Origin of the sequence: Pseudomonas sp. 21LCFQ02 (assembly GCF_024129895.2) — a bacterium.
Classification (GTDB): Bacteria; Pseudomonadota; Gammaproteobacteria; order Pseudomonadales; family Pseudomonadaceae; genus Aquipseudomonas.
Window position 1 is genome coordinate 3,595,876 of sequence record NZ_CM178749.1, and the last position, 26,220, is coordinate 3,622,095.

General features: G+C 58.7%; 20 protein-coding genes and 1 pseudogene. 9 read left to right on the forward strand and 12 right to left on the reverse strand.

Annotation, left to right across the window (positions count from 1 at the left end):
- Positions 1 to 62: 62 nt before the first annotated feature.
- Both NJC40_RS16135 and NJC40_RS16140 read right to left on the reverse strand, forming a co-directional pair.
- Complete coding sequence (locus tag NJC40_RS16135; RefSeq protein ID WP_492180343.1) at positions 63 to 2,831, reverse strand: immunoglobulin-like domain-containing protein; 2,769 nt, start codon at positions 2,829 to 2,831, stop codon at positions 63 to 65.
- Between the two features lie 229 nt (positions 2,832 to 3,060).
- Positions 3,061 to 4,899, reverse strand: coding sequence for a hypothetical protein (locus tag NJC40_RS16140; protein ID WP_253110182.1), 1,839 nt, complete (start codon positions 4,897 to 4,899; stop codon positions 3,061 to 3,063).
- A gap of 385 nt (positions 4,900 to 5,284) precedes the next feature.
- On the opposite strand from NJC40_RS16140, the gene NJC40_RS16145 reads away from it, so the two are divergent.
- The gene (locus NJC40_RS16145) at positions 5,285 to 7,432 is read left to right on the forward strand and encodes an autotransporter outer membrane beta-barrel domain-containing protein (RefSeq protein ID WP_253142057.1); all 2,148 of its coding nucleotides are present in this window, start codon (positions 5,285 to 5,287) and stop codon (positions 7,430 to 7,432) included.
- A gap of 116 nt (positions 7,433 to 7,548) precedes the next feature.
- Here NJC40_RS16145 and NJC40_RS16150 read toward each other — a convergent pair whose 3' ends face one another.
- From NJC40_RS16150 to acnA, 5 genes are all read right to left on the reverse strand, one after another.
- Positions 7,549 to 8,013 carry a cupin domain-containing protein gene (locus NJC40_RS16150; protein WP_253142065.1) on the reverse strand — a complete coding sequence of 155 codons (465 nt, stop codon included), beginning with the start codon at positions 8,011 to 8,013 and terminating at the stop codon, positions 7,549 to 7,551.
- A 402-nt stretch (positions 8,014 to 8,415) separates the two neighbouring features.
- Complete coding sequence (locus tag NJC40_RS16155) at positions 8,416 to 8,796, reverse strand: hypothetical protein (protein ID WP_492180344.1); 381 nt, start codon at positions 8,794 to 8,796, stop codon at positions 8,416 to 8,418.
- A gap of 584 nt (positions 8,797 to 9,380) precedes the next feature.
- On the reverse strand, positions 9,381 to 10,946 hold the full coding sequence (locus NJC40_RS16160) for a methyl-accepting chemotaxis protein (protein WP_045489873.1): 1,566 nt from the start codon (positions 10,944 to 10,946) through the stop codon (positions 9,381 to 9,383).
- Positions 10,947 to 11,057: 111 nt separating this feature from the next.
- Positions 11,058 to 11,843, reverse strand: coding sequence for a CPBP family intramembrane glutamic endopeptidase (locus tag NJC40_RS16165; protein WP_253142078.1), 786 nt, complete (start codon positions 11,841 to 11,843; stop codon positions 11,058 to 11,060).
- Positions 11,844 to 11,947: 104 nt separating this feature from the next.
- Positions 11,948 to 14,692, reverse strand: a complete 2,745-nt coding sequence (gene acnA, locus NJC40_RS16170; protein ID WP_253142088.1) for an aconitate hydratase AcnA — start codon at positions 14,690 to 14,692, stop codon at positions 11,948 to 11,950.
- A gap of 158 nt (positions 14,693 to 14,850) precedes the next feature.
- Here acnA and rlmM point away from each other — a divergent pair, with 158 nt between their 5' ends.
- The 3 genes from rlmM to pdxB are packed head-to-tail and all read left to right on the forward strand — an operon-like array spanning position 14,851 to position 17,424.
- Positions 14,851 to 15,915 carry a 23S rRNA (cytidine(2498)-2'-O)-methyltransferase RlmM gene (gene rlmM / locus NJC40_RS16175; RefSeq protein WP_253142090.1) on the forward strand — a complete coding sequence of 355 codons (1,065 nt, stop codon included), beginning with the start codon at positions 14,851 to 14,853 and terminating at the stop codon, positions 15,913 to 15,915.
- A gap of 54 nt (positions 15,916 to 15,969) precedes the next feature.
- Positions 15,970 to 16,224: a sulfurtransferase TusA gene (gene tusA / locus NJC40_RS16180; protein WP_045489878.1), complete on the forward strand. Its 255-nt coding sequence runs from the start codon at positions 15,970 to 15,972 to the stop codon at positions 16,222 to 16,224.
- A 48-nt stretch (positions 16,225 to 16,272) separates the two neighbouring features.
- Positions 16,273 to 17,424 (forward strand): 4-phosphoerythronate dehydrogenase PdxB, encoded by a 1,152-nt coding sequence (pdxB, locus tag NJC40_RS16185; protein WP_253142093.1) that lies wholly within the window; start codon positions 16,273 to 16,275, stop codon positions 17,422 to 17,424.
- A gap of 53 nt (positions 17,425 to 17,477) precedes the next feature.
- Here the strand turns inward: pdxB and NJC40_RS16190 are convergent, their stop codons facing one another.
- Complete coding sequence (locus NJC40_RS16190) at positions 17,478 to 17,654, reverse strand: PA1571 family protein (RefSeq protein ID WP_045489882.1); 177 nt, start codon at positions 17,652 to 17,654, stop codon at positions 17,478 to 17,480.
- A gap of 215 nt (positions 17,655 to 17,869) precedes the next feature.
- On the opposite strand from NJC40_RS16190, the gene NJC40_RS16195 reads away from it, so the two are divergent.
- Entirely contained in the window at positions 17,870 to 19,636 is a 1,767-nt protein-coding gene (locus NJC40_RS16195; protein WP_253142095.1) for an ABC transporter transmembrane domain-containing protein, read from the forward strand.
- 73 nt (positions 19,637 to 19,709) lie between these two features.
- Here NJC40_RS16195 and ppnP read toward each other — a convergent pair whose 3' ends face one another.
- Positions 19,710 to 19,991 carry a pyrimidine/purine nucleoside phosphorylase gene (gene ppnP / locus NJC40_RS16200; protein WP_045489886.1) on the reverse strand — a complete coding sequence of 94 codons (282 nt, stop codon included), beginning with the start codon at positions 19,989 to 19,991 and terminating at the stop codon, positions 19,710 to 19,712.
- 81 nt (positions 19,992 to 20,072) lie between these two features.
- Positions 20,073 to 20,615, reverse strand: a complete 543-nt coding sequence (locus tag NJC40_RS16205) for a 3'-5' exonuclease (RefSeq protein ID WP_045489888.1) — start codon at positions 20,613 to 20,615, stop codon at positions 20,073 to 20,075.
- Positions 20,616 to 20,907: 292 nt separating this feature from the next.
- On the opposite strand from NJC40_RS16205, the gene NJC40_RS16210 reads away from it, so the two are divergent.
- Positions 20,908 to 21,720, forward strand: coding sequence for a transporter substrate-binding domain-containing protein (locus NJC40_RS16210; protein WP_253142161.1), 813 nt, complete (start codon positions 20,908 to 20,910; stop codon positions 21,718 to 21,720).
- A gap of 49 nt (positions 21,721 to 21,769) precedes the next feature.
- On the opposite strand, the gene NJC40_RS16215 is transcribed toward NJC40_RS16210, so the two are convergent.
- On the reverse strand, positions 21,770 to 21,937 hold the full coding sequence (locus NJC40_RS16215; RefSeq protein WP_084710019.1) for a DUF2897 family protein: 168 nt from the start codon (positions 21,935 to 21,937) through the stop codon (positions 21,770 to 21,772).
- A 155-nt stretch (positions 21,938 to 22,092) separates the two neighbouring features.
- Here NJC40_RS16215 and pyrF point away from each other — a divergent pair, with 155 nt between their 5' ends.
- Positions 22,093 to 22,791, forward strand: coding sequence for an orotidine-5'-phosphate decarboxylase (gene pyrF, locus NJC40_RS16220; RefSeq protein WP_253110222.1), 699 nt, complete (start codon positions 22,093 to 22,095; stop codon positions 22,789 to 22,791).
- A 3-nt stretch (positions 22,792 to 22,794) separates the two neighbouring features.
- On the opposite strand, the gene NJC40_RS16225 is transcribed toward pyrF, so the two are convergent.
- Positions 22,795 to 23,799 carry an NADP-dependent oxidoreductase gene (locus NJC40_RS16225; protein WP_253142099.1) on the reverse strand — a complete coding sequence of 335 codons (1,005 nt, stop codon included), beginning with the start codon at positions 23,797 to 23,799 and terminating at the stop codon, positions 22,795 to 22,797.
- Between the two features lie 162 nt (positions 23,800 to 23,961).
- Between NJC40_RS16225 and NJC40_RS16230 the strand changes: the two genes are divergently transcribed.
- Positions 23,962 to 24,897 carry a S66 peptidase family protein gene (locus NJC40_RS16230; RefSeq protein ID WP_253142100.1) on the forward strand — a complete coding sequence of 312 codons (936 nt, stop codon included), beginning with the start codon at positions 23,962 to 23,964 and terminating at the stop codon, positions 24,895 to 24,897.
- Positions 24,898 to 25,955: 1,058 nt separating this feature from the next.
- Positions 25,956 to 26,135, forward strand: a pseudogene (locus NJC40_RS16235) (HAMP domain-containing protein); the annotation flags it as partial.
- Positions 26,136 to 26,220: the final 85 nt, after the last annotated feature.

The window sequence follows — 26,220 nt, forward strand, 5'->3', positions numbered from 1 at the left end:
AATAAAGACGAACAAAAGGGCGCTACCTTGTCGGTAGCGCCTTGCTGTGGTGTGAGTAGCGGTCAGCGCAGGCCAACCCCCAGCGCGGGTTTATGGTGCAGCAGGTTGGTTTCTGTACCGGTCACCAGGTTTTTCAGGAAGAACCACTGCCAGCCCGCCAGGTTCTGTTGGGCGACGGTTGACGACCAGTACAAGGCGTTGCCCATCGGCCAGCGACTGCCATAGGCAGTGTGCAACTCCCGCAATTCATGGATCGAACACAGCCGTGCGCCCAGTTGAGTGGCCGCCGCGACAACCGTGGCAACGCTGCCGTTGCCCAAGCCCAGCGCATGAATCACGCCGGTCACGGTAACCTGATAGCTGAGTTTTTCTCCGCGGCTGTCGGTTGCCGTGATATGTGCGATGCCTTTGCCACGGGCGGTCACCAACCCATTGCCATCGACCTTGGCCACCAACGGATTGCTGGTGCTATAGGTGTAAGGCGCCTGGCCGCCACTGGCGGTACGCTGAACCGTCGTGCCCGCCGGCATATTCGGCAGCAGGTCGGGTGTGCCGGGTAGCAGGTACACCTTGCCGTCCAGCGTCACCGGCCGGGTGTCCAGGCTCAAGCCTTGACGAACGGTCAGCCACAACGGTGCCGAGCTCTGCGGGCGACCGGCCCGGGTGACGGTATAGCCCAGGGTTGCCGTGCTGCCGATACTGGCCAGGATCAGCGCTTTGGGCAGCTTGAACAACAACTCAGGCTGGTTGCCGACACTTTGCTCGGGCGTGTCCTGATGCACCGCACCGCGCCAGTTGACCACCACCCGGTCATCACTGCTCATACCCGGATAGCGCACCCGCACCGTGGCGCCCGACTCAGGGATGCGCGCCGGGTCCAGCACACCGTCGGCCCCGACAGTGTCCATGCTCGGGGCCGGCAGGTCATCGAGCCGGTCGAGAATATGCAGGTTAAGGGTTTCGGAAGTCTGAACCTGGCCATTGACCCGGTTCACGGTGTAGGCAATGGCTACAGTCTGACCGGCATTGGCGATGACCAAGGCATAGGCGAACAGCAACGCCAGCGGCTTGCCGGCCTCGTCCTGAGCAATGGTTTTTTCCTTGCTGTCACTGCCCTTGGGGCCTTGCCAGGTCATGGTTACCCGGTCACCGACTCGCAAATCGGCACTGGCTGCAACCTGGGCAGTGGCACCGTAAGGCGCAAGGGCGGGGTCGAGCTGGTTGCCTTGTGCTTCTTTTACTGTTGGGGTGGGCAATGGGGCAGGCGCCGTTTGCCGAATGCTGATCCGTTGCTTGACCGATGCCGATGTCCGACCGCCGCGCTGCACATCATACCAGACGTCGATGCTGCCATTGAGGTTGGCGATAACGAAGCTGCGTGGCACCCTGAAGATGACCTCTTTGTTCACGGTACCGCTGTTGATCACCGTGTAAGTGTTATAGCTGCCATCCGCATTGCGGCCATCCCAGTGCACCGCGACCCGGTCGCCCACCGCCATGGCCTGGTAAGGCAGCACCCTGACCACGGCTTCAAGCACCACGTCGTCCGGGTCAAGCACGCCCTCTTCATTGACCTTATCCACCTGCGGCGCGGGCAACAGATCGTTGTGATCGGTGTCGACCAGCAGATGCAGGACAGGAGACTTGAAAAATTCCTTGGCAAAGGTGCTGACGGTGTAATTGACTTCCAGCGTCCCCCCGGCCAGCGTGATGACTTTCTCATCCGGGATCAGGAATTCCAGAGTCTTGCCGACATCCGCCTGATTGAGATTTTTGACTTCTTCGTGAACCACCGTAGACCCACTGGCGGTCTTACCCCTCCATACCAGCGTCACATCATGTCCATCGGCCATGAAATGGTAGGCCGGAACCTGAGCGATCACCTTGCGCAAGGTTGGATCCAGCAAACCGTTCACCGCAGCAGGAACGACTGGCAGCGCCAACTCCTGCGCACGGCTCAGGATGCTTAGCGGCAAGCTCTTGGAGCGCAGTTGCTCGCCGGATGCTTTTCTCACCACATACTTCAGCCGCGCACGACCCTGAGCAATCGGCTGAAACTGTTCATTGGGGATCAAAAATTCGACAAAGCTGCCCGGAATGCTGACCTGCCTTGTATCGGTATAAGGCTGCAGTGCAATACCCTCGGCAGTATTACGTTCGACAGTGAACTGGATGATGTCGCCAATGCCGATGTTCGCATTGGCCAACACCAGCGCTTGAACGCCAGCACCGCCCAACTTATCCAGATCCAGTTCCATGTTCGGAGCCTGAGGCGCGATGGGGGCAGGCAGCGTCGAATTACCGGCCTCGGCCTCCACATAAGTTGGCAGTGAGAAGCGCGACCAGTTGTTCACCACATCACGAATGTCGTAGCGCACCACGATGTTTTCCGAGTCACCGGCTTCGATGACCACCTCGCGGGGAATATCCACCACCACCGGATGGCCGACCTGCCCGAGTTGCAGTGCAGGCACACGCACTTGAAGGCCATGCCAGTAAACTGAAAGCAGATCGCCTTCACTCATGTTTTCCCATGGCAATACCGTGACCGAAACCCCGTCTGGCGAGATGATGACGCCTGGGGGATTAACGGCAGGCTTGGGCAGTTTTTCGTTTTCGTAAGGCGATTCGGGGTCAGGGTCCCGACCGCCGGGGATGGAGAGTTTAACGGTGACGGTTTTGATGGGGGAGGGTTCAGGAATATTCGCAGGATAGGGCGTGTAGATGTATCTGACATGGGTGGTGCCTGACTGGATCCACCGTGGATCGACGTACAACGAGAAAATGCCATTGGTATTTGGTGCGTCAGGAGAGTGAATATAGCTATCCACCGGTAATTCACTATTTCCCCAAAAAAGATCGAGGCGATCTTGTTGGCTTAGAAGAAGGGGGCCGATGAGAACCTCAAGTGATTTTGACGGGTCGGCCACGTCAGTATCGCCGACACCTTCCGGATAATGACTCAGGATGTTCAGTTCGGGCAAGGCTCTTGTGGTATTCATAATGATTGGTCTTTATCGTTGAGGAAGAGGTGAGCTGAACTCACCTCTTTCTGAGGGGTTAAATTGGGCAGATGCCAAATTCACGCATGTCTACAAAACTATTTTGCTTCTTAGAATTTCCTTGACCTTTGTCGCTTCTGACTTTGAAGTGAGCTTCGGTGTGGCCGAAGCAATGCTGATTCAAAATGCTGCGAGGGATAAGCAAGTGGTAACCATTTTGGACTTCGTTTTCTGTTAGCTCGGCCGATGTGTGTGTCCATTCAAATTTAACTTCGCCGCCGACCAAGCTGTCATAAGCCTCGTAGATGAAATGGACAGTTTGTCCTGGTGCGATATTTAGATAGGGCTTGATAAATACAGGTGCACCATTGATGCTATTGATACGGTTGAGGGTGTTGTTATCACCAATTGCAGTAAACTCGGGTGCTGCGGGGCCGTCAGGGCCGCCCGGAAGTTCATCCTTGGATTGGACGACGATTGACTGCGTTTCAGAAGTTGATACGTTTGGATTACCCGATGACGAGACTGTGTAATTAACCCGAATGTCACTTCCTGTGCCGACAGGCGTGAATAGCGAGTTCAGTGCAGTTAAGAGCAGCGGGCGACCGGCGACGACGTCGGTATTGGTGATGAGGTAAGGTTGTTCAAGCACCGTTACCCCCTCCCAGAATACAGTTATCAGCTGTGAAGCCTTGAAGCCGGGGTTCCAATTAATCATGATGGTCGCGTTTAGCTCGAAGTCATTTTCATCGATGAAGTTGTCTTCGTTGCTTGGCGTGCTGCTGGCACCCTTGATGATTGGGCTACTTAAAGGCGTTGGGACGGGGAGTGTGATGTGAACGTTGACTGGAAGTTGGGTTGAAATGCCGACAGGATGGCCTTCTCTTAGAACTTCATATTTAAGCTGAATGACACCATCTCCAGCGATTTCAATGGTGCGATACTCGACGTCGAAAATCAGGATGAAAGGCTCCTCAAGATCTTCCGGAGCAACGGGAACGGGACCCAGCAATTCACTCCCCCAATGCAGGACGATTTGATCTCCATCCATGATGATCTCGGAGCTTGGGATTTTTACTTCAATACCGTTCAGAGCTTCAATGTGAGTGATTAAACCATCATTGTCGTCAATCACTGGCGCAGGCAGGTCGGGTGTGATTTCTGTCAGGAACAGTGGGATTGTAATTTTCTTTGAGTCGGCCGAGGTGTTTCCTGCCCGGTCAGTCACGGTGTAATAGGTCGCGCCTGCAGGGTTCGGGAGGCTTCCAAGAAATGCTTTGGTAAAGCCAATATCAATAGAATCATTTTCATCTTCCTCACCGCTCAAAATAAGTTCCGGGCCAGGTACCTCTCCCCAATATGATTTGATTACATCGCCGCGCTGCAGGCCGGAGTAACCGAAGATACTGCCTGTCAGTACATCCCCCATGTTAAGTAGTTCTTCGGCGGTAAGGCCATCCTTGGCTTCAGCAGGGAAATCCATATAACCGAGCTGGTGAGTGCCGGGCGGGGTCCGGTCGACAATAATTGTTGTAGCCGGTGACTCATCGGGCACGCCTCCTGGGAAACCAGTTACCACGTAATCAAGTTTGTAGGCGCCGTCTGCTTGCAACTCAGTGTCTACGGGGATATCGAGTTGCAAGATTGTTCCGATAGGGGGGACTGGCTTAAGCAAACCCTCTATCCCGACTGTATGATCATTCAATCGCAGCTGGTAAGTGTCGTTCTCTCTGGCGCCCTCCCACAGAGGGAACTCAACGGTAATGTCTGATGCAAGGTCAGCTGTCTTGATCAAACCATCTACTGGGTCAGCAATCGGGACCAGCGGTGGTGGAATAATTAGCTCTTTAAGAAGCTTGGGGCGTCGAGCACGTTTGTTGATGTGGCTATTATTCATGTTGTTGTTCCTGGTTTGTGAATGGTATTTGAAAATAACTGTATGTCTATAAGTTGAGATGTCACTTTCATGAGTGAGGGTCTTCACAACTGTTAATTACGTAATCGCAACTATCTTTCTGTGTCAATGATTTTTTTGGAGCCTCCAGGGGTTTTTTAGAAAATAGTCAGTGCTGTTTTTTGCAAGTGTTTATGGAGTCTTTTTTCTGTAGGAGAGATTGGCTTGGAGGCTAGGAAAAAGACTACAAAATATGGAAATGTAGGACGGTCTGAAGGACGTTTCTGATCTCTAGAGTGAGGCTGTCATCTGTTTAATTAGAGTGAGTAAAGGATTGAGCGTTAATACAATGCAAAAAAAGCGTTTTAGGAGCGGGCTTGGAGGTGGGATGATGTTGGTCTGTGCTCCTTTGATGGCTGAAAGTAGTGCCTATTGGGTGCCTATAGATAATGAGCGTTTTACCATTGATGCCTCTTATCCGGTTGAGTCTTACAGTGTGATTAATGGGGCATACGTATTGGCGACAGGAGCTGAAATAAAGCACATGTCAGTGATGAACTCTGATGTAGATGTTGAGCGTGGTACCCGAATATTTGGTGGAATGCAAATTGGTGGCAAAGGAAGGCTGACTGTCAGCGATTCATCTATAACCAACGAGCGCGCGATTGGACTGACTCTTCATAATGGGTTTCGAGCTTATATCACCGATAGCGTGCTCGCTGGTCATGGGGCTGGGCTAAGCGTAGCGTTTAGCTATGCTTATTTGGAAAATGTAAAGGTCTTTGGGGCCGGAGGCGTTTTCGACCATTGGTCAGGTTGGGGGATTGGCGTTTTGGGGGGGGAGGCAAGTATTTCTCGCGGTAGCCACATAACAGGCGATGAGTATGCGATTTACATGACTCATCCTGAGACAGCTGTCGGAGTTAATTACAACTACGGAAAAGTTCAGGTTAACAACTCTACTCTTGAGTCTTTTAAGGGGGCTGCGATCAGGGTAGAAGGGCGGGATGGAATAGCTCACAAAGCCGATATTGATATCAGTGCTGGCTCTATTTTACTCTCCGGCAATGGCAACCTTCTAGAAACCTTCAATCAAAGCACCACCCATTTCACCGTCGACAACAGCCGCCTGACCGGCAATCTGGTCGCCGATGAAACCAGTACCCTTAACGTCACCCTGCAAAACAACGCGCAACTCACCGGCAATATCATCAACGGTAACCGGTTGGTTCTGGCTTCCGGTGGCTATTGGCAGATGACCGGGGAGAACAGCCTCAAGACGCTGAACATGGATGGCGGTGCGGTCGGTTTTGGTGACGGGGCCTTCAAAACGCTGTCGCTGAACGAGCTGTCGGGGCATGGCAATTTCGCTATGCGGGTCGATCTGGACCACGGTATTGGCGATCTGCTGAACGTCAATGGTCAGGCGAACGGGCAATTCGGTTTGCGCGTGCAGAACACCGGGCATGAGGTGGTTTCGCCGGATCTGCAGCCGTTGCGGGTGGTGCACACCGAGGGCGGCAGCGCTCAGTTCAACCTGATCGGTGATCGCGTTGACCTGGGCGTCTACTCCTATGGTCTGGAGCAGCAGGGCAATGACTGGTTTATTGTCGGCCAGGACAAAACCATCAGCCCTTCCACGGGCAGCGCCCTGGCGTTGTTCAATGCTGCACCGGTGGTCTGGATGGGTGAGTTGTCGACCCTGCGCAGCCGCATGGGCGAGGTGCGCGGCACCGGTCTGGGCGGCGGCTGGATGCGTGCTTATGGCAACCGCTTCGAGGCCTCGACCAGTAACGGCATTGATTACCGGCACAAGCAGCAAGGCTTCAGCCTGGGAGCCGATGTGCCGGTGCAGCTCGGCAATGGTCAGTTGTCGCTGGGTGTTCTGGCCGGTCATAGTCAGTCGGATCTGGATCTGAGCCGGGGCAGCAATGGCACGATCGACAGCGTGTATGTCGGCACCTACGGCACTTGGCTGAGTGAGCAGGGGTATTACCTGGATGCGGTGCTCAAGCTCAATCGGCTGCGTAATAAAGCCAAGGTGGCGATGAGTGACAATACCAGGGCCAAGGGCGATTACGACAATACCGCGGTGGGCGCTTCACTGGAATTTGGCCGCCAGATCCGCCTAGCCGATGGCTGGTTCGTCGAGCCGTATACTCAGTTGGCAATGGTGGATGTGCAGGGCGAGGGCTACCGGATGGACAATGGTTTGCGGGCCGATAACAGCCACACCCGATCGGTGCTGGCCAAGGCCGGTGCCTCGTTGGGGCGGGATATTGCGCTCAAGGACGGTGGCGTATTGCAACCCTATGTGCGGCTGGCCGCAGCCCAGGAGTTCTCACGCAATAATGAGGTGAAGGTCAATGATCGTCACTTTGACAACGACCTGTCCGGGTCGCGGGTGGAGGTCGGCGCCGGGGTGTCGGTGTCGTTGTCTGAGCGCCTGCAGTTGCATGCCGATTTCGATTACATGAACGGCAAGCGGGTCGAGCAACCCTGGGGGGCTAATGTGGGGCTGCGTTTTGCATTCTGACAATAGGGCATCTTTAAACTCTGCCTGCAGGCGGCCTCGCCTGCGTTGTTAGAGGCATCCATCTGAACCTTGGTTGAGCAAAGCCCCCGGTGAGTGATCACCGGGGGCTTTGTGCTTTAGCCGATGGTCGTTGGCTGCTCCACGACCACTTGCAGGACGGGTGATGTGCCGATCAACTGGTCAGCGCGATAAACCTCGTAGTACAGGTTCAAAGTGCCGTATTGCGGTCGGTCGATCAGTGGATATGCCAGGCATAATAGCCAGACGACGTCCTGATCGCCGCTGTTGTGATGCAGGGGTTGGTAGCATTCATGGTTGCCCCAGTAGAACAGAATGACGTCTTCCTTGCGCATCTGTGGCGAGCCCGGAATCAGTACGGTGACGCCGCTATTGGCCTGTTCCAGGGTGATGGCTTCGGGGTTGGCGTTGGGCAATTGTGGCGCTTTGAGACTGGCTGAAATGGTCGGCAATGAGCGCAGCAGATCAGGGTCTTTAATGAACTGGCGTTTGATGGTTTGTTGTTCCTGAGTGGTAGCGAGTGGCTTGTCAGTGTTGGGTGTGTTTTTTTCTATGTCGTCCATTAGAGCCTCTATGTTGTGAGTGGTTGCGATTGTGCGGGGATATTTAATCCATCTGTCAGAGCTTTGATCAAGAGATGCCAAAATGATGGTTTTCTTGAGCGGTTTTTGTTTTGGTGTTTCTGGATATTTCAATTATTTCTCGGTGGCTATTTAGTGGCGTCTAGCATAGCCCCGTAGTTAAAGGGTTTTCCAATTGTGCAGGAATAAGTGCTGAGATTTCATACGGCTCTGCAGGTAGGAAGAGGATTACAGAGCTGCTTATTTATAAGTAGGAATAATCTCCAGTGTCTCGAATCCACTGAAATCATCAGAAAAATCCTTCAACATTTTGCAAGTCATCCTGCACTCAAATAGGTGCAGGATGAATTTTTTGGTGCTCAGACGGATTGGCCGTCGTTTGTTTCATTGCTGCATGGACAGAGTGACGGGGCTGGCCAGCCGGGACTGATTACCGGCCCGGTCGGTGACCTGATAGGTCATGGTGATGGTAGGGCTCTGCAGGCTTTGCAGAAAATCACGGCTGAAGCTGATCTGCATGGCTCGCTCGGCCAGGTCTTCGTTGCCGACCTGATAGATCGGACCCTGCACGCCATTGCACAGGGTCATGAGCGTGTCACCGGCAGCCATGTGCGCGTAGCCCGGTACATGGCCGGCCAGCGCATCGCCGAAATTGATCTGCCGGAACATCATGGGGGCGAGCAGGGCGGCGCCAGGGGCGGTTCGGTCGATGCGGATCAGTACGGTCGGAGAATCGATAGCGACTCCGCCAGGATAGCCCGTCAAACGATAACCGATTCGGTAAGTACCTTCTGCTTGTAGTGCCTCAAGGGGAAGTTTCAGTTTGATGGGGTCTTCTGGAATCGTACCGGGTAACGGGAACGCTACTCCAACTGGCGAATGGTTGACTATTAATTGACAGATATCTCCTGGTTTCGGCTCTTGCCAGATAGGGCACATGACGAGAAGATCATGCGCCAGATCGATTAGTTTGATCAGTCCATCTGCTTCGGCTACAGGGACGGTGGGTGGCATGAGTGGAAAGTTTTTTTGGTTGTACATAGGTGCTTTCACTGTGGGGGTCGTAGAAGGTCGTGATCTTGCAATTGCTTAAGGCAAGGTTTGATTTATGCGGTGGTCAATTGACTTGCCTGGTAAATTACCTAATCGCCTGGTAATCCCTCTGTCAACACCTCTGCGGGAACTTTCCCTGTTTGTTAGAGATTTAAGAAATCTCCTACTGGCTCTAATTGAAAGAGCCTACTCTGTTCTATTCATAAGTTACTGTTCTGTCCCGCCAGACCCTGAGCAAACACCAATAAAAAACCCCGTCAGGCCTGCACCTGACGGGGTTTTTATAAGCGCGCGAATTAGCGGTTGAAACGCTCTACCAACGAGTATTGCGAGTTGGCGGTATGGGTCAGTTCGGCGCTGAGCACTGCCGAGCGCTGGGCGCCGTCGGAGGTCTGGTCGGCGAGGTCGGCAATGTTGGAGATATTGCGGCTGATCTCGTCGGCCACCGAGCTTTGCTGTTCAGTGGCCGCAGCGATCTGGGTGGCCATGTCGGTGATGTTGGCCACTGCTTCGCTGATGCCCACCAATGCCTGGTCGGCTTCCAGTACCCGGGCCACGCCTTCTTCAGCCTGGCGGTGGCCGGCGTTCATGGTTTGTACGGCGTTGTTGGCGGTTTGCTGCAGCTTGGCGATCAGGCTGTGAATCTGCCCGGTGGATTCGCTGGTGCGTTGCGCCAATTGCCGGACCTCATCGGCGACCACGGCAAAACCACGGCCCATTTCACCGGCGCGGGCCGCTTCGATAGCCGCGTTGAGGGCCAGCAGGTTGGTCTGGTCGGCGATGCCTTTGATCACATCGACCACGCCGCCAATTTCATCGCTGTCCTTGGCCAGTTGGGTGACGGTCAGGCCGGTCTCGCCCACCGACGCCGACAGGCGCTCAATCGCTTCGCGGGTTTCCCCGGCGATGTCGCGACCCCGGCGGGTCAGAGCGTTGGCCTGCTGGGTGGCGTCGGCGGTGTTTTGCACATGCCCGGCCACCTGCTGGGTGGTCGCGGCCATCTCGTTAATGGCGGCGGCCACTTGCTCGGTTTCGACGCGCTGGCGTTCCAGGCCGACAGAGCTGGCGTTGGCCAGATCGTTGGACTGCCGCGCTTGGGTGTTCAGGTGCTCGGCGGTGTCCTGCAGACGGGTCAGGCAGGTTTTCAGGCGTGCGTCCTGGCTGAGGATCGACATTTCCAGACGTGCCTGCGCACCGCGGCTGTCGGTGTACATCTGCGCGATCAGGGCGTCGGAGGTGGTCTGTTCCGCCAGCCGCAACAGACGCTTGATACCGCGCTGCTGCCAGCTCAGGCCAAGCAGCCCCAGCGGGACCGACAGGGTGGCGGCGAGGATGAAGCCCCACCAGGAGTTGAGCCAGATGCCGATCAAGAAGCCGATCTGGCTGACCATGATAAATGGCAGCCAGTCCTGTAGCACCGGCAGCCAGGTATCGCGTTTGGGCAACGCCGACTTGCCGGCATTGAGGCGGGCATACAGGGCCTCGGCACGGCGTACCTGTTCGGCAGTCGGTTTGACCCGCACTGACTCGTAACCGACAACCTTGCCGCCGTCCAGAATCGGCGTTACGTAGGCGTTAACCCAATAGTGGTCGCCATTCTTGCAACGGTTCTTGACGATCCCCATCCACGGCAGGCCCTTTTTCAGGGTGCTCCACATGTGTTCGAAGACGGCTTGCGGAACATCGGGATGGCGGACCAGATTGTGCGGCGCCCTGAGCAGTTCATCCTGGCTGAAGCCGCTGATCTGCTGAAACGCTTCATTACAGTAGGTGATCACGCCTTTGGTGTCGGTCGTGGAAATCAACCGCTGTTGTGCTGCGAATGTCCGCTCACGTTGGGTGATGGGCTGATTGTTGCGCATGGGCTGTTCGATCCTTCGATCCAATAGGCTTTGGCGGGTTATCGGCAGGGACGATAAAAAATTGAGGTGCCGCTCACATTTATGAGCGCAATGCTTGTCAGCGATCAATACTCAAGGTTCCAGCATTGGGTAGGCAAACAGGCAGAAATGCACCAGGTTCAGGCCAAAGTGGGCCAACACCGCAGCCCAGAGCCCTCCATAGCGCCAGGCCAGTCCATAACCGACGCCGGCCAAACCGGCCAGCACTGCCCAAAGCCAGCCACCGCCGATATGGGCCAGGCCAAACAATGAGGCGGTAATGCCTACTGGCAGTATGCCCTGCAGTCGCCGACGATGACAGTAATGTTGCAACGCGCCCTGAATATAGCCACGAAACAGCAATTCTTCTGTCAAGGTCACCAACAGCAGATTGTTGAGCAGCCAGAGCATGGCGTAGGGCGGCCATTTCGGCGCCCAGGTGGTCAGGCCGGCCATCCAGGCCAGGGCCAGAGTCAGGCTGATGGTTGCAATGACGACGACCGCTGCTTGGCGGTAGGCCCTGCTCTGGCCGTGCAAGATCCACGGGCAGGCCAACAGCAGCCACAGGCCGATCAGCGGCTTGTCCAGGTTCAGGTTGCTGATAAAGGGGGCTGCATCCGGGCTGGAGCGGCCGTATTCCATGATCGGCGCATTATTGAAGCCCGGTAGCCCATGCAACGCCAGCGTCAGGCTGGTGACAATAAACAGCACATGACCCAGCCTGCGCAGCCATGGCGGGTTTGTGTGGCGCACGGCCATGGCGGCCAATACCAGCAGCCCGAAGGCGAGCAGCGCCGGCGCTTGCAGTGCGCCGTGACTCAGGGCGATGCCATACCCGAGGCCCAGCAAAGCCAGGGCCACCCAGCGCGTAGTGCTCATCAGAATCTCCCGCAGATCAGGCGGGCGATTCTACTGAGACGGGTGCATGAGCGGGTGAGAGTTTGCTGCCCGCCGCCCTTTTTGGTGGACGGCGGGCAGAGCGGTCAGGCAGCGATCAACTGGCGCAGCACGTAATGCAGAATGCCACCGGATTTGAAGTACTCGACTTCATTGAGGGTATCGATCCGGCATAGCAATTCGATTTCTTGCTGACGACCGTCTTCGAAGCGGATGTGCAGCGTCAGGTTCATGCCCGGGCGCAGCTCAGCCTGGCTTAAACCGGTCAGACTCAGGGTTTCCCGGCCGGTCAGGCCCAGGCTCTTGCGGGTGTGTGGCGCTTTGAACTGCAACGGCAAGACGCCCATGCCGACCAGATTGGAGCGGTGGATTCGCTCAAAACTCTCGGCGATCACCGCCTTGACCCCCAGCAGGTTGGTGCCCTTTGCTGCCCAGTCACGGCTCGAGCCGGTGCCGTATTCCTGACCGGCAACGATCACCAGTGGCGTGCCTTCCTGCTGATAGCGCATTGAGGCATCGAAAATCGGCAGCTTCTCGTCGGTAGGGATATGCAGGGTATAGCCGCCTTCTTCGCCGCCCAGCATTTCGTTACGAATGCGGATATTGGCGAAGGTGCCGCGCATCATGACTTCATGGTTGCCGCGCCTTGAGCCGTAGGAGTTGAAATCCACCGGTTCCACGCCTTGCTCGCGCAGGTAACGGCCTGCCGGGCTGTCGGCCTTGATGTTACCGGCCGGCGAAATATGGTCGGTGGTGACCGAGTCGCCCAGCAAGGCCAGGATGCGTGCGTTCTGGATGTCTTCAATCACCGGCAGAGGGCCATCGATACCCTCGAAAAACGGCGGGTGCTGGATGTAGGTCGAGTCGGCCTGCCAGACATACGTCGCGGCCTGCGGCACCTCGATCGCTTGCCATTGCGCGTCGCCCTCGAAGACCTGGGCGTATTCCTTGTGGAACATGGCAGTGTCGACCTGTTGCACGGCCTCGGCGATTTCCTGCTGGCTGGGCCAGATATCGCGCAGGTAGACCGGCTGGCCATCGCTGCCTTCACCCAGCGGATCGCGGCTGAGGTCAACGCGCACGTTACCGGCCAGCGCGTAGGCGACCACCAACGGCGGGGAGGCCAGCCAGTTGGTTTTGACCAGCGGATGCACACGGCCCTCGAAGTTACGGTTGCCTGACAGCACCGACGCCACCGTGAGGTCGGAGCGCTGGATAGCATTTTCAATCGGTTCGAGCAGCGGACCTGAGTTGCCGATGCAGGTGGTGCAGCCATAGCCGACCAGGTCGAAGCCCAGTTCGTCCAGGTAACGGGTCAGCCCGGCGGCGTTATAGTAGTCGGTGACCACCTTGGAACCTGGCGCCAGCGAGCTTTTTACCCATGGCTTGCGTTGCAGACCCTTCTCCACGGCTTTTTTCGCCAGTAACCCGGCGGCCATCATCACGCTGGGGTTGGAGGTGTTGGTACACGAGGTAATCGCCGCGATTACCACCGCGCCGTTTTTCAGACGATAGCTCTGGCCGTTGTGCTGGTATTCGGCTTCACCGGTCAGTTGTTCGGCATTGCCCACTGCCACGCCACCGCCGCCTTCGCTTTCCAGACGGCTTTCTTCGACCTGGGCCGGCTTGAGTTGCAGGCCGAGAAAATCATCGAAAGCCTGGGCAACATCGGCCAGTGCAACCCGGTCTTGCGGGCGTTTCGGCCCGGCCAGGCTGGACTGTACTTCACCCATGTCCAGCGCCAGGGTGTCGGTGAACAGCGGCTCCTGGCCTGGCAGGCGCCACAGGCCCTGAGCCTTGCAATAGGCTTCTACCAGTTCGACCGTCTCGGCAGGGCGGCCCGACAGGCGCAGGTATTCCAGAGTGACCTCGTCAACCGGGAAGAAGCCGCAGGTGGCGCCGTATTCCGGGGCCATGTTGGCGATAGTGGCGCGATCCGCCAGCGGCAGTTCAGCCAGGCCGTCGCCGTAGAACTCGACAAATTTGCCCACCACGCCCTTTTTCCGCAGCATCTGGGTCACGGTCAGCACCAGGTCGGTGGCGGTGATGCCTTCCTTGAGTTTGCCGGTCAGCTTGAAGCCAATCACTTCAGGAATCAGCATCGACACCGGTTGGCCCAGCATTGCCGCTTCCGCCTCGATACCGCCGACGCCCCAGCCCAGCACCCCCAGGCCGTTGATCATGGTGGTGTGTGAGTCCGTGCCCACCAGCGTGTCAGGGAATGCGTAAGTGTGGCCGTCTTGTTCGTTGGTCCACACCGTGCGGCCCAGGTATTCAAGGTTGACCTGATGGCAAATACCCGTGCCCGGCGGCACCACACTGAAGTTGTCGAACGCGTCCTGGCCCCAGCGCAAGAACGCATAGCGTTCGCCATTGCGCTGCATCTCGATGTCGACGTTCTGCTTGAATGCGTCGTCCGAGGCATAGGTGTCGACCATCACTGAGTGGTCGATCACCAGATCCACTGGCGACAGCGGGTTGATCCGCTGCGGGTCGCCCCCGGCCTTGGCCACTGCTGCGCGCATCGCGGCCAGGTCGACCACCGCCGGCACGCCGGTGAAGTCCTGCATCAGGACCCGGGCCGGGCGGTACTGGATTTCCCGATCCGAGCGGCGTTCTTTGAGCCAGTCGGCCAGCGCCTGGAAGTCTTCGCCGCTGACAGTCTGGCCGTCTTCCCAGCGCAGCAGGTTTTCCAGCAGCACTTTGAGCGACATGGGCAGCTTGTCCAGATCACCCAGGGTGCGCGCGGCATCGGGCAGGCTGAAGTAGTGGTAGGTCTTGTTATGAAGGTCCAGGGTCTTGTGGCTTTTCAGGCTATCCAGGGAGGGCATTTAACGACTCCTTCAAACGGTAAGCGAACGGTGGCAGGCGAGCTTTTGTGACAGGTCTGGCTCAAGCGCTACTGTTGTTGTGGACCCACGCGGCACGTCAGAGGTTCAGCTTTTCAGCTATCATGCGCGGCTTTGATTGCGCAGGCTGGGAGTTGCCCGTGAATACGCTGTTTATGCATTGCCGGCCGGGTTTCGAGGGCGAAGTCTGTTCGGAGATCTCCGATGTCGCAGCCCGCTTGAATGTGGCCGGTTACGCCAAGGCCAAACCTGACAGTGCTTGCGCGCAGTTCATTTGCCTGGAGCCCGAGGGCGCTGCAAGGCTGATGCAAGGCCAGCGCTTTGACCGGCTGATCTTCCCGCGTCAGTGGGCGCGGGGTTCGTTTGTCGAGTTACCGGAAACCGACCGCATCAGCGTGCTGCTGGAGCATCTGCAGGAGTGGCCGGTGTGCGGCAGCCTGTGGCTGGAGGTGCTGGACACCAATGACGGTAAAGAGCTGTCGACCTTCTGCCGCAAGTTCGAAGTGCCGCTGCGCAAAGCCTTGAGCAAGGCTGGCAAGCTGCGCGACGACGCCAGCCTGCCGCGCCTGCTGCTGACGTTCAAGAGTGGCCGCGAGGTGTTTCTGGGGCTGGCTGAGGCCGCTAACAGCGCCATGTGGCCGATGGGCATCCCGCGCCTGAAGTTTCCCCGCGAGGCGCCCAGCCGCTCGACCCTCAAGCTCGAAGAGGCCTGGCACCACTTCATCCCGCGCGACCAATGGGAGCAGCGGCTGTCTGATGACATGACCGGTGTCGACCTGGGTGCAGCACCCGGTGGCTGGACCTATCAACTGGTGCGTCGCGGCATGCTGGTCACCGCCATCGATAACGGCCCGATGGCCGAAAGCCTGATGGACACCGGCCTGGTGCAGCACCTGATGACCGACGGTTTTACCTGGAAGCCGCGCCAGACCGTCGACTGGATGGTCTGCGATATCGTCGAAAAGCCGGCGCGCAGCGCAGCGCTGCTGGAAACCTGGCTGGGCGAGGGGTTGTGCCGTGAAGCGGTGGTCAATCTCAAGTTGCCGATGAAACAGCGCTACGCTGAGGTGCGGCGCCTGCTCGATCGCATTGAAGAGGGTTTCAAGGCGCGCGGGGTGAGGGTTTCGATCGGCTGCAAGCAGCTGTATCACGACCGCGAGGAAGTGACCTGCCATTTGCGTCGGCTGGATCTGGTTCGCTCTTGAGCGATCCGATAGCTGAAGCATCCCGACACTATTTGCTCGTTTGTGGAGTCATCCATGTCTGAACCCGTTGAAAACCTTGCTGCCGACGCCACCCTGGACGCGAGCGGCCTCAATTGTCCCGAGCCGGTGATGATGCTGCACCAGAAGGTCCGTGACCTGGCTGCCGGCGGTTTGCTCAAGGTGATCGCCACCGATCCCTCGACCCAGCGTGACATTCCCAAGTTTTGCGTGTTTCTAGGCCACGAACTGATCGAGCAGCAGGTGGCTGGCAGCACTTACCTGTACTGGATCCGCAAGAAAGCCGATTGACGGTCACAACGGCGGCTTATCATTTTATTCCCGATTGCGGAGCATCCCATGCAGATCGTTGCTGACGAAAATATCCCGCTGCTTGACGCCTTCTTCGCCGGGCTGGGCAGCATTCGCCGCCTGCCCGGCCGGGCCATCGACCGTGCGGCGGTGGCGGATGCCGATATCCTGCTGGTGCGTTCGGTCACCCAGGTCGACCGCGCCTTGCTTGAAGGCAGCCCGGTGCGGTTTGTCGGCACCTGCACCATCGGCACTGATCACCTGGAGCTTGGTTACTTTGCCGAGGCCGGTATCCAGTGGTCCAGCGCACCGGGCTGCAATGCCCGTGGCGTGGTGGACTATGTGTTGGGCAGCCTGCTGACCCTGGCGGAAATCGAAGGCGTCGAGTTGCCCGGTCGCACCTACGGCGTGGTCGGCGCCGGCCAGGTGGGCGGGCGGCTGGTCAGCGTCCTGCGCGGCCTGGGCTGGAACGTACTGGTCTGTGACCCGCCTCGGCAAAAGGCCGAAGGTGGCGACTTTGTCAGCCTTGAAGAGATCATCCGCCGGTGCGACGTCATCAGCGTGCATACCCCGCTGGAGCGTGGCGGGGACCATCCGAGCTGGCACCTGTTCGACCGCCAGCGCTTGCAAAACCTGCGCCCAGGCGCCTGGCTGATCAATGCCAGTCGCGGTGCGGTGGTGGATAACCAGGCGCTGCACGATGTGCTGCTTGCCCGCGATGACCTGCAGGCGGTGCTGGATGTCTGGGAAGGTGAGCCGCAGGTGCATGTTGCGCTGGCCGAGCTGTGCACACTGGCGACCCCACACATCGCCGGTTACAGCCTTGATGGGCGCCAGCGCGGCACTGCGCAGATCTATCAGGCGCTGTGCGCGTTCCTCGGTCAGCCGGCCAGCATTGAACTGCAAGACCTGCTGCCCCGTCCGTGGCTGGCCCAGGTCGGTCTGGATGCCGAAACGGACCCGGCCTGGGCGCTGGCCATGCTGTGCCGGGGGGTTTATGACCCGCGCCGCGACGATGCGGATTTTCGGCGCACTCTGGAAGGCGGCACCGATAGCCAGCGCCTGGCATTCGATGCGCTGCGCAAGCACTACCCGCCGCGCCGTGAGATCGATGCGTTGCAGGTCCGGCTGCAAGGGCAGGGCGCTCATGCTCAGCTGTTGCAGCAGATGGTCAAGGCACTGGGGGCCACGCTGCTCTGACCAGCAGGCAAAAAAAAGCCCGACTGAAAAGTCGGGCTTTTTTTGAGCAGTGGTTATTCCTGTTTGTCAGGAGTAATCCAGTGCTTGTCGCATTCCTGACAGGCCTGCTGCACCATCGCTTCGGTAATCAGCACTTCTTTGCCGTGCTCATCCAATACTGCCCCGCCGACCGGCAGGCTCGGAGTGGAACGAATGACTTCGACCTGGTTGCTGTTGTCTTGCAAGCTCATGATCCTTCTCCTTATCAGGTGTAGCCGTTCAAACTAGCCATGCTCTGTGACTGCGCCATGACATCCGCCCACCGTTGGGCCGATGCCTGATTGCAGCAGAGGTTTGCGTAAATCTCCAGTCAGTGACCGGCGAACACAGCGCTTGCGGGCAGACTCGCCGTCACAAGGTGTGTAGCCTGCGCCTATTGTGTGAGCTTAACAGGTGGTCAAAGTTCATGGTTTCAGTGTTACGCGGTAATCCGGCTCAGTCCCTGAGCCTGGTGTGGCGCTTTATTTCTCCTTATCGCTGGCGGGTTGGGGCGGCGCTATTGGCACTGCTGGTCACGGCGGGGATTACCCTGTCGATGGGGCAGGGCATCCGTTTGCTGGTCGATCAGGGCTTCATGACCCGCTCGACCGAACTGCTGAACCAGTCCATTGGTTTGTTTTTGCTGCTGACGCTGGGGCTGGCGGTCGGTACGTTCGTGCGTTTTTATCTGGTCTCGTGGATCGGCGAGCGGGTGGTCGCCGATGTGCGCAAAGCGGTGTTCGAGCACCTGATCGACCTGCATCCGGGGTTTTACGAGCACAATCGCGGCTCGGAAATACAGTCGCGGCTGACCGCCGATACCGCCTTGTTGCAGTCAGTGGTCGGTTCATCGCTGTCAATGTTTTTGCGCAGCGCCTTGATGGTCATTGGCGGCATTGTGTTGCTGTTCGTCACCAACCCGCGCTTGACCAGTATCGTGGTGGTTTCCCTGCCCTTGGTGTTGGCGCCAATCCTGATTTTCGGCCGGCGGGTTCGGCGCCTGTCACGGCTCAATCAGGATCGGGTCGCGGATGTCGGCAGCTACGTGGCCGAGACGCTGGGTCAGATCAAGACCGTGCAGGCCTACAACCATCAGGCCCAGGACCGGCAGCGCTTCAGCGGTACGGTGGAGCAGGCGTTCGATATCGCGCGTCGGCACATCTTGCAACGAGCCTGGCTGATTACGCTGGTGATCGTGCTGGTGTTGGGCGCGGTGGCGGTCATGCTCCGGGTTGGCGGCATGGACGTCATAGAAGGGCGCATTACCCACGGTGAGCTGGCCGCCTTTGTGTTCTATGCCTTGGTGGTCGGCACCTCATTTGGAACGATCAGTGAAGTGATTGGCGAGTTGCAACGTGCTGCCGGGGCCGCGCAACGGATTGCCGAGCTATTGCAGGCACGCAGTGAAATTGTTGCCCCCGCCCCCCAGGTGCAGGCCTTGCCGGGGCGGGTCAGCGGTCGCCTGGCGTTGGACAATGTCGGCTTCAGCTATCCGTCGCGGCCCGAGCATCCAGTGCTCAAGGGCCTGAGCCTGGAGATCGAGGCCGGAGAAACGCTGGCGCTGGTTGGTCCCTCCGGGGCTGGCAAGTCGACGCTGTTCGATCTGCTGTTGCGCTTCTACGACCCGCAGCAGGGTGAAATCCGTATCGAAGGCGTGCCTGTGCGGCAACTGAATTTGCACCAGCTGCGCCGCAGCTTTGCCATCGTCGCGCAAACTCCGGCACTGTTTTTTGGCAGTGTTGCAGACAACATTCGATATGGTCGCCCCGAGGCTACGGACGAGCAGGTTGAAGCTGCAGCGCGAATGGCCCACGCCCATGAGTTTATCCAGCAGATGCCGGAGGGCTATGGTACCCACTTGGGTGAAGGCGGTTTGGGACTGTCAGGCGGGCAGCGGCAACGTCTGGCGATTGCCCGTGCGCTGCTGGTCGATGCGCCAATCCTGCTGCTCGACGAAGCCACCAGTGCCCTGGATGCGCAAAGCGAACACTTGATTCAGCAGGCTCTGCCCGGCCTGATGCAGGGCCGTACTACGCTGGTCATCGCCCACCGCCTGTCGACCGTACAAAACGCCGACCGCATCGCGGTGCTGGATCAGGGGCAGTTGGTCGCGGTAGGCACGCACCGCGAACTGATCGCCAGCAACCCGCTGTATGCACGGCTGGCGGCGTTGCAATTCAATGTGGAGGGGTAGTTGGGGGCAGGACCGGCCGGGCGCGAGCCGCATGAGCCGTCAAGCAGCCTGATCGGTCCTGAGCGGCATTCAATCAGCGGTATTCACACAGGTAAGCGGTGTCGACGCTGACCTTCAACTGGAACTTGCTGTTGGCCGGTACGTTGAACAGGCTGCCCGAGGCAAAGGTCTGCCACTGTTCGCTACCCGGCAGCTTGACGATCAGCTCGCCAGAGATGACGTGCATGATTTCGGCCTGTGCGGTACCGAACTCATATTCGCCCTTGGCCATCACGCCAATGGTAGCCGGACCTTCAGCCTGAGCGAATGCAATGGACTTGACGGTGCCGTCGAAATACTCGTTGACCTTGAACATGGTGAATCCTTGGAAAAGGCTGAAAAATGGCCGCTCAGTATGCCCAAGCCGTTTGCCTGCGTCACTCTTATCAGGCGGGTGTCAGTTGGGCAGTATCAAGGGCAGAAGACGCGCAGTATTGCGTGCATCGACCAGGGCCCGGTGTTGCTGGCCGCTGAAATGCATGCCGGCCAGTTGCAGGGCGTTATTGAGCCCGACCGGGCGCTGCAACTGGCGGGCCTGGGCAAAACGGTCTTTCAGATTGACGTAGGGTAATTCGTGCAAGGCGCTATCGAGTTGATGGCTGCGCCATTCCTGTTGCAACTGGCGATGATCGTAATCACCCCAACTGGCCCAGCCCACCACCCGCGCCTGATGATGGCTCAGCCAGCGTTCGAACTGCGGCCAGACACTCTCCAGCGGCTCGGCGCTGTCGATATCGTGCTGGCTGATATGCGTCAGCTCGCGGCAGAAGTGGGTCAGCAGCGGTCGGCGCGCCGGACGCACAAACCGTTCGAAGTGGTCCAGCTCCCGCCCATACTGATTCACCAGGGTGGCACCGATTTCGATGATCTCCATTTCCGCGACCGGCCAACCGCCTTCCTCGGTGGTGGCCTCCAGGTCAATCACCAGCCAATGCGGCATGCTCTAGCTCCCATCCAACGGTTTCGATATACAGACAACAGCCTCCAGCGTAGTCATGTTCGCCCCGGTATGCGCAAGGAGGTTCTACATCGACCGCGAACACCATTAAATGTGCCAGGCTGGACGATCATTGGTCTGAATTATGCCGGGGCATTGATGCGTCGGGCAGCATAGGCGAAGCGTCAGGAGCGTGCTGGTTGTACATAGCCTTGTTGTGTAAACGGATAAAACCGCATAGCGTGTGGCAATTTGTCACTGTACGCGTTCCATGATGACTTTATCTCGCCCGTTGATGTTCCTGGCAGCAGGAGTCTTGCTGACAGCCGCAGATCATGCTGGCGCTGCTCAGTTGGTCAGGGTCGGCGCTGCGCATTTTCCGCCCTATGTCGTGCGCCCCGAGAAAAGCGATCAGCAAGGGTTGCTCCCGCAACTGCTGGCCAGCCTCAACCGTAGCCAGTCCACGTACAATTTTGTGATGGTCCCGACCTCGGTCACCCGTCGCTTTCGCGACTTTGCCCAAGGGCGCGTGGACCTGGCGATATTTGAGAACCCGCAATGGGGCTGGCGCGACATTGCACATACCGCGGTGGACCTGGGCCTGGAAGACGAAGAAGTGTTTGTTGCGCGCCAGCTGCCGGGGCGTGGGCAGGACTACTTTAATGAGCTATCTGGCAAGCATCTGGCGCTGTTCAACGGCTATCACTATGCGTTTGCCCAGTTTAATGCCAGCCCCGATTACCTGACGGCCCATTTCAAGGTGACACTGACCTACTCGCATGAGAGCAACCTGTTGATGCTCAACCGGGGGCGGGTGGATATTGCCCCGATGACCCGGTCATTTTTGCGTGACGCGGCGCTGCGTGGGGTGGTGAATGCCGATGAATTACTGATTTCAGAGCGCGTGGATCAAGTCTATCGTCACTATGCACTGATACAGCCCGGCAGCCCTATCAGTGGTGCCGAACTGACCCGACTGCTGCGCCTGTTGCATGACAGCGGGCAGATGAAGCAGATTTTCAGCCCCTATGACATTCGGCAGGTCAGTGCCGCCCGTTCGAAAGCCCCGGTGGGCCTGTCAGCGAACGCGGCGGCACATTTGCAGTAGATACTGTGAGTTGTCGGGCTGCTCCCAGCGGTCTAACAACAGTATTGGGTTAGCGGTCTTTGGCTTCCTTGGCATCCATTTCGGCATTGCGTTCATGGACGCGCTTGAGCTGCTCTTCGGTCAGGGGCAGTTTGTGCGCAGTGTCACGCAACAATAGCAATCCGCCGACAATAGAACCGATCGCGATGATCAGGATCAACCAGGCATACCAGGGCATAGCGTGCACTCCTTTTGCTGATACTCGTTTGAGATGTTGCTGAGGCTATTGGTTCCAGTGCGTTAACCCTTGCGCCGGTCGTGCAGCCAATGCCCCGTGGGGCGAGCGGATCGGCTACAATGCGCGCCGATTTCGACTTACCTGAGAACCCGCTCATGTCCGTTTGCCAGTCCCCTGTCATTGTTGCCCTGGATTTCCCGACCCGTGAGGCAGCGCTGCGCCTCGCCGATCAGCTCGATCCTAAGCTATGCCGGGTCAAAGTCGGCAAAGAACTGTTCACCAGCAGCGCCTCGGGCATCGTCGCCAGCCTGTGCGAGCGCGGCTTCGAAGTATTTCTCGACCTGAAATTCCACGACATCCCCAACACCACCGCCATGGCGGTCAAGGCCGCAGCAGAAATGGGCGTATGGATGGTCAACGTACACTGTTCCGGTGGTTTGCGCATGATGCAGGCTTGCCGCGAGGTCCTTGACCAGCGCAGCGGCCCGCAGCCGTTGCTGATCGGGGTGACCGTGCTGACCAGTATGGAGCGTGAAGACCTGGCCGGTATCGGTCTGGATATCGATCCGCAGGAGCAGGTTCTGCGTCTGGCAGCCCTGGCCGAGAAGGCCGGCATGGATGGTCTGGTGTGTTCGGCCCAGGAAGCCCGCGCACTCAAGGCGGTGCATCCGGCGCTGCAACTGGTGACCCCCGGCATTCGCCCGGCCGGCAGCGCCCAGGACGATCAACGCCGCATCCTGACCCCGCGCCAGGCGCTGCAAGCCGGTTCCGATTACCTGGTGATCGGCCGTCCGATCAGTCAGGCCGCCGACCCGGCCCAGGCACTGGCCGCAGTGGTTGCAGAGCTGGCTTGAGGTTCAGATCTTCAGCACCAGTTTGCCGAAGTTCTCGCCGCTGAACAGCTTGAGCAGGGTGTCGGGAAAGGTTTCCAGTCCTTCGACCACATCCTCGCGGCTGCTCAGGCGGCCCTCGGCCATCCAGCCAGCCATCTCCCGGCTGGCTTCGGCATAGCGTGCCGCGTAGTCCAGTACCACGAAGCCCTCCATGCGCGCGCGGTTGACCAGCAGCGACAGGTAGTTGGCCGGGCCTTTGATCGCCGTGGTGTTGTTGTACTGGCTGATAGCGCCGCAGATCACCACTCGGGCCTTGGGCGCCAGACGCGCCAGCACGTGGTCGAGAATCTCGCCGCCGACATTATCGAAAAACACGTTCACATCGTTGGGGCACTCGCGTTTCAGGGCTGCCGGGACGTCTTCGTTTTTGTAGTCGATGGCTGCGTCGAAGCCCAGTTCGTCGACCAGCCAGGCGCATTTTTCAGCGCCGCCAGCGATGCCCACGACCCGGCAGCCTTTGATTTTGGCGATCTGCCCGGCAATGCTGCCCACCGCACCGGCCGCACCGGAGATCACCACGGTCTCGCCCGTTTGTGGCTGTCCGACCTCCAGCAAGGCGAAGTACGCGGTCATGCCGGTCATGCCCAGTGCCGAAAGGTAGCGCGGCAGGGGCGTCAATTGCGGGTCGATGCTGTAGAAGCCTTTGGGCACCCCGAGAAAGTAGTCTTGTACGCCCAGTGCCCCTTGCACATGATCGCCCACCGCAAAGCGCGGGTGTTGCGAGGCCAGCACCTCACCGACGCCCAGCGCGCGCATTACCTCGCCCAGGCCCACAGGCTCGATATAGGACTTGCCTTCGTTCATCCAGCCGCGCATGGCCGGGTCCAGTGACAGGTAGTGGTTACGCACCAGGATCTGGCCTTCTTCAAGCTCTGCAAGCGGAGCCTGCTCGAAGTGGAAGTCGTCCCGGGTTACCGGGCCGACAGGGCGTTTGGCAAGTACAAAGCGGCGGTTGGTCGGCTGGGTCATGGTGGTTGCTCGGTCGACAGAGTGAAAATTCATTGAAGCCGCTGATGCGCCTGCGAGCAAATGCCAAGAGCTGCTGTGCTGCGTTCTGGCGCAATCACCACGCTTGAGTCGCAGGCGTGGCTGCTCTACATTGCAGGTTTGCCAACTGCCTGGAATGTCTTGATGTCTAGCCTGACGCTGCCTACCGTTCACCCCAAGGTTCTGCGTCCGGGCGATGCGGTGGCGCTGGTTTCGCCTTCAGGGCCGGTGGCCGCCGAGAAGATCGAGGCCGCCGCACGGGTACTCGAAAGCTGGGGGCTACGGCCCCGCATCTACCCCCATGCTTGTGAGCGCCATTCGTTCTATGCCGGCACCGACACGCAGCGCATCAGCGACCTCAATCACGCGCTTGGCGACCCGCACATTCGTGCAGTGATCTGCAATCGTGGCGGCTATGGCGTGCAACGAATTCTCAATGAGGTTGACCTTGAGGCGGTGCGCCGTGACCCCAAGTTGCTCAGTGGTTTCTCCGACATCACGGCACTGCATGGGCTGCTCTGGGCGCAAGCGCGGCTGGCCAGTGTGCACGGGCCGGTGGCCAACCAGCTTGGTCACAATCCCCTGATGGCCAGCGGTCTGCGCCATGCGTTGATGAGCACCGAACCGGTTTTGCTGCAGGCTGATCCCAATGCAGGCACTGGCAGCGTACGCACCCGCGGTCGGGCGACCGGCACCTTGCTGGGCGGTAACCTGAGCATGCTCAGCACCTGTATCGGTACACCGTTCATGCCGGATATGGACGGTGCAATTCTGCTACTGGAAGATGTGGGGGAGGCCGCGTATCGGGTGGACCGGTTGTTGACTCATCTGGGTAATTGCGGTTTGCTGCAGCGGCTCAACGGCATTGCCTTGGGCGATTTCAGCGTGCCGGCGCATGCCGCGGGCAGCATTAGCCCCGCCGATGTGTTGCTCGAGCGTCTTGGCAGCCTGGGCATTGCGGTGCTGGGCGGTTTGCCGGTCGGCCACGGTGAGGTCAATCAGGCGGTGCCGCTGGGGACTCGGGCGGTGCTGGACGTCGAAGCCGGTACCTTGCTGGTCGAGTCTGCGAACGTGGCCTGACCTGCCCCCGCATAGGGCCGCAACGATCGTTGGCGGCCTTTGCTGATCCTGAAAGCGACCTTCGCATAGCTAATTGCCACCCCTGACCCATTCCCTGCTTGTGCGGCTGACCGCCCGGCGCGAATCTGCACGGATATCGCGGGCTTGCGTGGCATGACGGGCTTATATGGGGATGGGATGCTATGAGGTCGACCGGATTTACCCACTTGGGGATGGCCAAGAAGTTGGGGTTGGGCTTTGGCCTGGTGTTGCTGCTCACCGCCTTGGTGGCCGGTATCGGTGTCTGGTCGCTGCAGCGTATCACTCAGCATTTCGATGGCCTCAAACAGACCTCGGCGCTCAATACGGCGGTACTTGGCGTGCGTGTGCTGGAGCAGGATTACGCGCTGCGCAGCGATCCGAAGCTCATCGAGCAGTTGCATGCGCAGTTGCAGGCTCTTGATGAGCGTGCTGCGGCCCTCAAGATTCTCATGCCTGGCAATGCTGCGGTGGTGGAGCGCGTGCAACAAGCCCTGGTGGCCTATCGCAGTTCGTTCGATGCCTATGTAGATATCAACCAAAGCAAAGACCTGGCACTGGAAATGGCCAACTGGTCAGTCTCCAGTGTGTCCAACAGTCTGGAGTTATTGCAGTCAGGACTGACCGACGATGGCACCTGGACCCTGAAGGACTCTCAGGGCCAGGATGGCGCGCAATTTATCGAACAGGCCGGCAAGATCAGCCAGGTCGGGCGCCTGATGTTGCTCGCCATGGACGAGGCCAGGGTGCGCCTGGAAAAAAACCGTCGCACTGGAACAGGCGAAGAGGCCGCTACCGGCACGATCGAACAAGCGCAGCAGGCCAGTGCGCTGGCCGAGGAACTCAAGTCGGCGATCACCGATCCTGGCTACCAGGCCGTGATCAATGAGGTGGTCGGTCACATCGCCAATTTCAACGAAAAGCTCAAGGAGTACACCGAGCTGCTGGGCAAACAGGCTGGTGTGGCGACACAACTGGGCGAGAGTGCTCGTCAGGTGGTCGAGCTGGTGGGGCAAGCCTACGCTGCCGAAGACCAGTCAATGCAAGCTCAACTGCGCGCCGACACTCTGTTGATCATTGGCTCTTCCATTGCCGCATTGCTGGTAGGGCTGCTGGCTTCGTGGCTGATCACCCGGCTGATTGTCGCGCCACTGCGGCTGGTGATCGGTCAGGCGCAGCGCATCGCTGCCGGAGACCTCAGTGGCCGTGTTGAGGTGGACCGGCGTGATGAAATTGGCCAGTTGATGGCGGCCATGCAGCAGATGAGTAACGGCCTGAGCCAGATCGTCAGTGGCCTGCAGGCGG